The sequence below is a fragment of the Herbaspirillum lusitanum P6-12 genome (assembly GCF_000256565.1).
Classification (GTDB): Bacteria; Pseudomonadota; Gammaproteobacteria; order Burkholderiales; family Burkholderiaceae_D; genus Herbaspirillum; species Herbaspirillum lusitanum.
Genome location: NZ_AJHH01000358.1, coordinates 1 through 3,156, shown reverse-complemented (window position 1 = coordinate 3,156; position 3,156 = coordinate 1). Strand labels below are relative to the sequence as shown.

General features: G+C 60.7%; 3 protein-coding genes. All 3 read right to left on the bottom strand.

The genetic code is table 11. From position 1 onward, the window contains the following. Nucleotides 1-147: 147 nt before the first annotated feature. Nucleotides 148-1,092 (bottom strand): branched-chain amino acid ABC transporter permease, encoded by a 945-nt coding sequence (locus tag HLUSI_RS0111425; protein WP_050977696.1) that lies wholly within the window; start codon nucleotides 1,090-1,092, stop codon nucleotides 148-150. A 14-nt stretch (nucleotides 1,093-1,106) separates the two neighbouring features. Next, nucleotides 1,107-2,012 carry a branched-chain amino acid ABC transporter permease gene (locus HLUSI_RS0111420; RefSeq protein WP_016834110.1) on the bottom strand — a complete coding sequence of 302 codons (906 nt, stop codon included), beginning with the start codon at nucleotides 2,010-2,012 and terminating at the stop codon, nucleotides 1,107-1,109. 28 nt (nucleotides 2,013-2,040) lie between these two features. Beyond that, a partial coding sequence (locus tag HLUSI_RS28175; protein WP_016834109.1) for an ABC transporter substrate-binding protein occupies nucleotides 2,041-3,156 on the bottom strand: 1,116 nt, incomplete at its 5' end.

Here is a 3,156-nt window from a genome sequence, read left to right as displayed (position 1 = left end):
TGGTCTTGCCGGCGCCGTTCTGGCCGATCACCGCCAACCGTTCTCCGGGATGCAATTCGAAGTTGATGTTGTCGGCCACCACCAGACCGCCGAAGGCGAGCTGCAGTCCGCTTGTTTGCAATAGAGGCTGGCTCATGGATTTTTGACTCACTTTGGCTCCTTCCGGAACAACAGGCCGGACAAGCCCGTCGGCACGAAGAACACCAGTCCGATCAATACGAAGCCCAACACCATTTGCCAGGCGCCGGTGAACAGCGCCGCCGAATACAGCTTGACGAACTCGAACACCACCGCGCCGAGGAAAGCACCGACCGGATGGCCGACGCCGCCGAGGATGGAGATGAACACGATCTCGCCCGAGCGTACCCAGTAGCCCATCTCGGGCGTCACCAGCCCCTGCATCAGCGCAAACATCGCACCCGACAAACCGCACAGCGCAGCCGAGATGACATAACCGATCCACAGCGCGCGATTGGCCGAGAGGCCGACGTATTCCAGCCGCGTCTCGTTGGTCTTGACTGCGGTCAATGCCTGGCCGGCGATCGACATCATGTAGCGCTGGACGCCCCAGGCCAGCGCCACCGCCAACACCACGGCCACGACCAGCAAAGTGGTTTCAAAACCGTCGCGCTCCATGCGCACGCCGAAGAAAGTCGGACGCGCCAGGCGGATGCCGTCGGTGCCGCCGGTCAGGCTGTAGAACTTGCCGAGGATGGAGAACAGCACCATCGACAACGCCAGGTTCAGCATGCCGAAGAAGATCGCCCGGTAGCGCACCACGAACAAACCGATCACCATGCCCATGACCGCACCGAACACCGTGCCCAGCAGGATCAGCACGGCGCTGTCGAGCTCCGGCATGGCGCGCGCCGCGAAGGCCACCGCGTAACCGGCCGCACAGGAGAACATTGCGTGGCCGAACGACAGTTGCCCGGAACGGATCAGGATGGAGACGCCCAGCGCGGCAATGCCGAAACTGGTGGCGACTACCATCGGGGTCTTGAGCCAGGGCCAGATCATCGGCAAGCCCAGCGCGAACACCACCAGCAGGACGCCGGCTATTTTTATTTTCGGCGATGTTGTTTTTGACATTGTTATTTTTTTCATCACACCCTCCTCGCCTGGGCTACCGAGAACAATCCTTGCGGACGGAACAGCAGCACCAGCACCATGATCAGGTACGGCACCAGCACTTCGCTTTCAGGCTGCAGGTAGACCGCGAACGAACGCGTCAGGCCGATCAGGATCGCCGTGATCAGCGTGCCTTCGATCTGCCCGAGGCCGGCGGTGGCGACCACCGCGAACGACAGCACGATCATGTCGGCGCCGATGCCCGGCACCAGCGAGGTCGTGGGCGACGCCAGCGCGCCGCCGAGGGCGCCCAGCATCGACCCGACCACGAAGGTCACCAGGCAGATGCGGCGAGCGTCGATGCCCATCGCCATCGCTACTTCGCGGTTATGCGCCACGGCGACGATCTGGCGTCCGGTGCTGCTCGACTTGAGGAAATGCCGCAAGCCGAAGAACACCACCAGCGCCACGCCCGGCAACACCATCAGCTGATAGCGCGTGTACGTGATGCCAAGCACCTCGGCCACGCCGAGATAGTTGACGATGTCGGAGACGAAGTAAGGCTGGGAACCCCAGATCAGCCGTTGCAGATCTTCGAAGATCATGAAGGCGGCGAAGGTCACCAGCAGCTGCAGTATCTGTTCCTTGTGATAGATACGGCGCAGCAGGAAGATTTCCATGACGGCTCCCATGACGGCGCCGACCACCAGCGCGGCCACCAGCAGCCAGACGAAGGACCATGCCGGCGAAAATTTCGCTGCGACCGCCCACATGCCGAGGGTCGCGGCGAAATAGCCGCCGAAGGCGTACATGCTGCCGTGCGCCATGTTGAGGATCCGCATCACGCCGAACACCAGCGTCATACCCAGCGCCACCAGAAACAGCAGCGCCGCGTATGACAACCCGTCCAGCATGGCCAGCAAGAATAATTCCTGGTTCATGTTGTTGCTCAGTCAGTCCGGTCGGGGTTCAGTTGGCGATGGGCGGGAAGGTCTTGATGCGAGGATCGCGCAAGAGCTCCGGCTTGATGGTCTTGACCCAGTCCACCGACTTTTGTCCGACCGGCGCGATCGCCATTTCAGCCGGATAGATTTCGATCTTGTCGAGCACCGGGAATGGATAGGCGGCAGTCTTTTTGGTGGTGCCCAGCAACTGGTCTTCCAGGCCCTGGCCGTCGGCGCGAATCTTCACTTCACGCGTCAGTCCGCGGAAGTTCAGGCCGTGCATGGCGTCGGCCACTTGCTCGGTGCTCGGCCACTGGCCCTTGTTGGCCTTGATCGCCTTGTCGTAACCGGCCACCATGCCGTCCAGCGCCTGGATCATGTGATAGACCGAATAGATCGGATAAGCGCCGGTCTTGGCCTTGAACTTTTGCACAAAATTTTTCATCTTGGCGTCATCCTTGTATTCCGGATGTTGGTAGTAATGGTCCCCCAGCGCACCGATGATGACGCCATCCGGCAAGGTGTCGCCGAGACGTTCGAGCGAACTTTCGCCGAGCGGCAAAATGAATTGCGAACTCTTCAGCAACCCGCGTTGTGCGGCCTGACGCACCAGCGTATCGAGGTCGCCGCCCCACGAGGTCGACAACACCACGTCGGGACGCAATGCCTGCAAACGGCTAATTTCAGTCGAGAAGTCGGTCGCCCCCAGTTTCGGGAACAACTCCGCCACAATCTTGGTATCCGGTTTTAATGCCAGCAAGGTATTCCGGAACAATTCCCAAGAGTCACGACCCCACGCGTAATCCTGATTGATCACTGCCAGTGTCTTGAAATCAGGCTTGGTACGCAGCAGATACAACACCGCCGCCACCATTTCGGTATTGGCATCGGCTGAAGTGCGGACCACGTAGCGATAACGGCGCTCTTCCAGCACTTTCTCGGTGCCGCAATCCCACAGGATGTTGAGCACCTTGAGGTCTTCCGCCACCGGCGCGACGATGTTGCAGCTGCCGCTGGAGATCGAACCGAGCATCACCTTGACGCCCTGCTCCTGCACCACGCGGCGATATTCGGACAACAGCTTGTCGCCGCCCACGCCTTCATCGACAAAGGTCGGTACGACCTTGACGCCGTTGATGCC

Coding starts and splice junctions, on each gene's coding strand:
- HLUSI_RS0111425 (WP_050977696.1), bottom strand. CDS start 1,092: ATGTCAAAAACAACATCGCCGAAAATAAAAATAGCCGGCGTCCTGCTG.
- HLUSI_RS0111420 (WP_016834110.1), bottom strand. CDS start 2,012: ATGAACCAGGAATTATTCTTGCTGGCCATGCTGGACGGGTTGTCATAC.